At 36.6% G+C, this 7,457-nt stretch carries 1 protein-coding gene; it reads right to left on the bottom strand.

Features of this window, described 5'->3' with window-relative positions; all coding sequences use genetic code 11:
• Positions 1-137: 137 nt before the first annotated feature.
• Entirely contained in the window at positions 138-6,791 is a 6,654-nt protein-coding gene (locus tag ACESSZ_RS16035; RefSeq protein WP_270355641.1) for a discoidin domain-containing protein, read from the bottom strand.
• Between the last annotated feature and the right edge of the window lie 666 nt (positions 6,792-7,457).

Below are 7,457 nucleotides of genomic sequence, written 5' to 3'. Positions count from 1 at the left end.
CCTACCTTCTTCATAGGAAAACCCTATGATAATTTAGAGCGTTTTTTCTTTAAACCCTACGTTAATTTAGAGCCCCAAAAAAGATGGGCATCGTTATACCATGCCCATCCATTTAGAATTAGACATAAAACGCAGTATTACGCTTCATTGTCAGTTTCTTTTTTACGTTTCATCATTACTACTACAGCACCTGCTCCAGCAATTAACATCGTGCCAGCCAATAAACCGGTATTCGTAGTATCACCAGTTTGTACTTCTTCTTCATCCTTCTTTGTTTCATCAGGTTTGTTAGTTTCTGGTTTTGTAGTTTCCCCTGGTTTTGATGGCTCAACTGGTTTTGTTGGATCATCTGGTTTTTCTGGGGTATCCGGTGTATCCGGTGTATCCGGTGTATCTGGAGTATCTGGAGTATCTGGATCATCTGGTTTTGGAGCTTCTGCGGCTTTCAAATCAGTAATTGCTTTTGTTAATGCGTTTTGAGCTTTTTCGATTTGCTCAGCAGATGCATCCTTATCATCCAATACCTTTTGTGCATCAGCTAATGCTTTCTCAAAGATCGACCAGCTTTCTGCAGTATATTCGTCTTTATTGAATCCTGCAGCATCGTTCACAAGTTTTCTCAATGCTTCTTTTCCTGTTTCTGGGTTCACAGGAGGTACTTCATTGATTTCTTCCAAAGCATCTATAGCTTTTTGCAGATTTGCAATTGCTGTATTTATATCTTCAAGCGTTGCATCCTCATTCGCATCCACATCTTTCGCTGCTTTTAATGCTTTCGCAAAATCAGCCCAAGTTGCTTTTGTATAGTCTTCCTCTTTTAATAGTTCAGCAAATACAATTTTTGCTTTCAAGATTGTCTTATCAACTACACTAGGAGTCTTCTTTTCCAGTTTATCTTTTGCCGTATTCAATGCTTTAATAGCATTATCTACAGCAGTCTGATCAACTGTTTCAGATTGATATGCATCCTTAGCTGCTTGCAATGCTTTTGCAAAGTCTTTCCAGCTTTCAGGTGTGTATTCTTCTTCTTTCAGCTTAGCTGCTTCATTGATTGCTGTTTCCAGTTTAGATTTATCTACAGTAACGACAGGCTTATTCTCTTTACCATAGAAACGGATTTCAGCCATTGAAGCATATGCATTCATAGTATCGCCACCTGTACTTAATGCAATGAACTTCACATATCTTCCAGATGTATCTACAAATGCAGCTCGCTGCCAATCTCTACTACTTAAGTATTTTCCATCGTTATCAAATTCAAATACACCTACAGATTTGAATTCTTTGCCATCTTCACTAACTTGAATTTCTGCTTTAAGGATATCGCCATTAGCTCCGCCTTTACTCTGACGAGGCAGGAAGGTTACATTGCTAAGTGTATAATCCTTGCCTAAATCAAATACAATATCCTGAGGCATTTTTCTTTCATCTGCTACTAGATAGTTTGTATGCCAATAAGAACCCTCATTGTAGTCTAAGACATTAATAGCTGCTCCATCTTCGCCATCATCAGCTGTGATTTCGCTTGAAACACTCTTAACAACTACACCATCTTTGTTATTGCTAGCTTCTTTGTTAATCAGCAGTTCTTTATCCAATGGTTTTACTTCTAATCCAGTAATCGCATTCAAGATACTTGTTGTTGCACTATCCACCTGTGATTTTGTATAATTTCCATCCTTCAACATATCTGCAGCCGCATTCAGAGCGTCTGTTAATACTTTGTAAGAATCTTCTGTATACAGAAGGCTGCTATATTTATTACCTTTTTCAATTGCCGCCATTAAATCAGTCGTATTGACACCTTCTTTTACAGTTAATTCATAAGATGCCTTTTTGCTAGGATCTGTGATCGATGTAACTGTAATTGTTGTCTTACCAGCCTTTAATGTACGTACAAGGTATGAAATATTTGTGCTTTCACCAGTCATAATAATACTTGCAACACTAGGATCCGAGCTTTCAACCTTATAGTATTGATTAGCAGGTGCGTTAGGTTCTGTTGTAACTGACGCTTTAACAGGACTGATTTCATCTTTGAATAATTCAGTCGCATTTGCTTTATCTAAAATAACTTCTTTAACACTTACTTTGTCTGCATGAACGAATTCCAGCTCTGATATAGACATATATTTGCTTGAAGCACCTTCAGCAGCAAATAATTCAATATCGACATTCTTAACTTTTGTATCTGCTTTTGCAGGAGCATAAGCATATTCTAACTGTTTGCCGGTGATTTCTTTTTCTTCTTTAGAATCATCGGCATAAGTGATCGTATATTTCACCTTGCCAACCGCACCATTTCCTAAATTCGCACGGTTGAACAACTTGATATTAGATAATGTCTGTTCTTCTTTCAAGGCAGCATGTAATGTTAATGGAAGTGTTACATATTCTTCATTAAAGTTAGAGCCTTTGATGTCCCAAGCTAAGTCAAATCCAGCGCCACTGCCGCCATCAGCTTTGTTACCGTTAAACAATCCGTCAAATTTCTTTTCATTGATCATTTTTTCAACGTTTGTACCATCATCTGTTGGCAAGAACTCATTTGTAATTGTCATTGTAACGTCTTCTTGTTTCAATGTTACATCTTTAACCGCTGGTGCATCAGGAATTTGTGGTTCTTCGTTAATCTTAGCTTTCACTGTTGAATAGTTTGGTCCAATTAAGATGCCGTTTTCAATCGTTAAGAAAGAATCAGCCGCTTTTGTCTTCAAATTAATATCCTGTTTTGCAGTCATTGTGATAGTTGCCAAGATATGGTTACCACTTGTTAAAGGCTTGTCACCTCTGTTCATGAATGCCAAGTTCAATAAAGCACCTGTTCCATCATCGAATGGTGTATCAATACTCATATTCTCCATAGAAGCGATATATGGATTCTGGCTTGTCTTCACATCTTTGATCATAGCTGGGTCATAGAAAACTAATGCTCCTAACCCATTGACATTCTTCATACTATCGCCATAAATATCAACGGTGAATTTTTCCCCGGCTTTTACAGATTCTACACTAGGGATGAATAGCATGTTACCTGCTACATTACCCGTTTTCTTAGTTCCGCCATCTAACTGGAACATTGTAAATGCATAATCATAAGCATCATATACATCATTGTAGTTAATGTCAGCACCATGTGCCTTGATCTGTGCATCAAAGGTTGTCTTTTGGAAGTATTTAGATCTACCGATATACTGGCTCATATTTGTATAATCGCCTTCGGTTACGGTAGGTTTTTGTAAACTACTTCCTACAGCAAAGCCTTTGCTTCCATCAGCTTTATAAACATAAAGACCGTTACTTGCGAAGAATTTACCATTAGATTCAACTACATTCAGTTTTACATAACGTGCTGTTTTACCAGTTAAATCAACTGTTTTTACACTGTCTTGAATGCTGTCACCCTTTGTATAACTCCAAGGATGTTCTGCACCATTTTGAACTTTGATCCAGTTCCAGCCATCCATACTAATGGAAACATCCAATTGATGTACCGTACCATTAGAACCTGTTCCTACAGTACCTGATCCATCATTCGCATCCCCACGAGGATAGTATTCAAACTTATCAAGTGGATACGCTAAGCCCATATCAATAATAAGATCTTTGCCGGTTGCATCCCCTGTGGAATGGAACATCGTATTGAAGTTTTTATCATTTGCATGCGCTATTTTACCCCACTGATCGCCATACTCCCATTTGATGCTTTGTTCTGGCACATTTCTCCATGGGTCTTCTAAAGTTGTAACTTGTAATTCATTACTCCATTCAGAATAACCTTCTGCATTTCTTGAACGGATTTGATACGTATGTGCAGAATGATAGTCTAAGTTTTTATCTAAGAAGCTAGTTTCAGTACCAACGCTGTTAATTACGCCATCCGCCTTAAGTTCATAAGAAGTAGCTCCATCAACAGCAGTCCAATTTAACTGAATGCTTGTTGGTGTTAATGATTCATTGTCATAGCTTAATTCAGGTGCCGCTAAATCTTTATTAACTTCGTCTTTTGAGAAATCTGCTTTATTTTCAAAACCTTCAATGACTAACGTCTGTTCATTGCTAGCAACATCTGTTTTAGCAAATTTAACATACAGTTTAGGATTTACTGTGATGTCAACTTTGAAGTTTTCAGTATCTTTTGTATATTTGTTCAGATTAGGTGCATCGTTATAGAAATATACATTTCCGCTAGCTTTATCAAATTCTTCTTGAGAAGTAACTTTTTTAAGTGCTAATTCACTGCTTCCATTTTTCGCAGTTACTTTTGTAGGTTCTTTTGATACATTTACGACAAAGGTAGTGTTGCGGTTGCTATTGTATCCTGTATAGCTGCCTACAGATTTTTCTGCTTTCAAAGTAGCTGTTGTGCCTTCTACATTCGATGTGAATTTTGTTGTGACACTTCCACCGTAAGATACTTCTTCTTTATTGCTATTGTCAATGTAGTTTCCATCATCTTCATAAAGTGAGAAGCTTGTAGAGCCTGCCGGCCAGAATTCAACAACACGTTTTGTCTTATCCAAACCATTTTTATTGGTATCAGAAATAGGCTGTGGGTTGTTGTTTTCTTCATACATAGGAACGATAGAACCGTTTTTAACAAATAATGGCAGTTTCCAAAGTGGTGCATCAAAACCATTCAAAGTTTGTCCACCTTTGTACTGTTTACCAGTAAAGTAATCAATCCAGATTTGATTTTTATCTGGCAGGTAGATACCGTTTCTGACATCGTTTCCATTTTCATCACTCTTCTGATTTTCATAAATAGGAGCTACTAGGAAACTGTCACCATACATATACTGATATTCTGTATTACGTTTGTTATAGGCATTTCCTTCATTAGGATATTCCAAGAACATCGCACGAATCATAGGCAAACCATTCGTAGCCTCTTTTGCCAAAGTATATGTATAAGGCATCATTTCAGCTTTCATTTTCAAATACATTCTGTTGATTGGAGTATATGGGTCACCATTATAATATGGTTTTTTAGCACGGTTTCCCCAACCATCCATATCAAGCATCTGTGGAGTGAATGCTTTCCACTGATAGTCACGTGTAGAAATGATATCTCCGCCACCGAAGATTCCATCCATGTCACTACCTATATTTGGATTACCGGATAAGCTCTGTCCAATATAAGTTGGAATGTGGAAACGGATATATTCCCAATCGCCACCAGTCTGATCCCCTGTCCAAATACTTCCATAACGCTGTGTACCAGCCCAACCATCTAAAGTAACAATGTTTGGTCTGTTATTAGTCTCAGTTACGATATCATACGCACGTGAGATACCGTCAAGTCCAAACGAATAACCCGAACCAACCCAAGCAACATCGGTTTTCAGCGTAGTGATACCGCCTTTTTTAACTTCTTTATCAAAATCACGAAGTTTTTGATATTCCAGTGTTGAACTTGTTGAAGGAGTTAACTGACTCTGCGTCCAAAGACCGGTTGTAACACCTTTGGAAGTTGCATAATCTGTAAACTCTTTCAAGTTTTGTACGTTAGCATCAATTGCTTTTGTTTTTTCTTCCATGGAACCGCCTGTGTATTCATAGCCGTTTTGACCATAACCACAGCCATATCCATCATTTGGAAGGAACCAACCTAATGGCATATCCGTATCTTCATGTCCATCAATAACAGCGCGGGCAGAGAATTTATAAATATCCTCTGTTGTTCCTTCTTTTGCATTAAATTTATCTGTCATAGTCGATGGACCGGTACCATTGAGGGTTTCTGCATATGCATCTGGTTTTAAGATATATCCATCTGTTAAACCATTTTCCCAATATTTCAAGCCATCTTCCAATTTCCAATACGTATGTCCACCGGTTTTACCATTTTTCAAGGTAGCATCTGTTTGCTCAGTTGACCAGCCATCACGATTGTAACAGTTCAGATGCCCTAAGTAGAAAGCATATTCCGGTAATAAAACAGCATTTCCGGTAACTTTATAATAATCCTTAAGCAGTTCTTCTGCTTTTTTAGCATTATCGTTTGCATCAGAAATAAAGTAATACGCATCAAATTCTTTTTCATCATGAGATGCGATAACTTCCTCACTATTACTATTCTGGAAATCGTAAGCTCCTGTTTTAAAGGTATTTCTTAAAACACCATAACCTTTTGTTGACCAGTAGAATGGATTCGGAGATGATACACTGCCATCTACCCATGTATTATCAATAGCAATCTTGATAACCTGCCCTTTATGTGAGAAACGACCATTCTGTGTACCGCCGCCATAGAAATATTCATCAGCGGAAGCAGCCAGTTTTTGGCTTGTTTTACCTGATGCAATTGTAAGTGGTTCACTTTCTTGCATAACAATAGTGCCATCTGCTCTTTTAACTGTCATCAAGCTCGTTGTTTTGTTAAATTCAATAATCGTATTACCAGCACTGATCTTTAAAATATCACCATCGGTAACAGTAGCTTCTGGCTTTGTATATTCATCTGAATCATCAGGCTGTTGCTGAATTTTACCGATATGATCTTTACTGTTAGGTGTTGCATATTGATCAAACTTACCTGAAGGATCAATATTAAATCTGAAGATGCCATTTTCAAGGAATGTTATTTGTCCTTGATAACCATTCTCATATGTGATTACAATTTTGTTTTTCCCAGTTTTTTCAACTTTCGTGATTGCCCCTAAGGCCGCATTTGTTTCTTCTGCATGCACCTTTAAAATATTGAAATTACTGGAGCAAACACCGCTGAAAGCTAAGACGGTTGCCAGGGATGCTGGCCCTATCTTTTTCAATATAGATTTTTTCTTCATATTCCTTCCCATAAATTCCTTTCCATTATTAAAATATGAATATCATAGTCGTTCTCCATAACACCTCCCTTTATTTCTGCATTATTGTTCATGTTTCAAATCTTATACTTTTTGATACAATCTGATAAAAGTCTAAAACCCTGCTTTTTTTCAGGTTATTTTCTTTCAATGTATAAAAAAACAGTTAATTTCAAGTTGAAATTAACTGTTTAATAAAGTATAAGTTTTTATATACGCGGTAACTGTTCATGAACAATAAAACAGATATCCACCTCATCACATCAGAAATGACATAGAATGCATCTGACAATATTATTTTAGTTCTTTGTAAAATCAATGTAAACCCTTTCTGTTTGTAATTTTGATTATTCTTTTTACACTTTTTAGTTATGAAGATGTAAATAATGTAAATGTAACAAATGTAATTTTCGCGAAAATAGCAATAAATTCCTTATCGTTTGTACCTTCTTTTTATAGGAATATATACTTTTTAATAGCTGCCTTAATTTAGTTTTCCATAAAAAAAACTGCAACTTATCAGATTTATCCGATACCTTACAGTATAAAATCTTTCCTTAGTGATTTTTAATGGATATCTAAATTATCGTAGGGATAAGCGATACCTCTAAATTATCATAGGGTTTCGTAAAAGGTTGGCTCTAAATT

Source organism: Eubacterium sp. 3_1_31 (assembly GCF_964249515.1).
GTDB lineage: Bacteria > Bacillota_I > Bacilli_A > Erysipelotrichales > Erysipelotrichaceae > Longicatena > Longicatena caecimuris.
The sequence above is the reverse complement of the archived record's forward strand: the minus strand, read 5'-3'. Positions and strand labels throughout refer to the sequence as shown.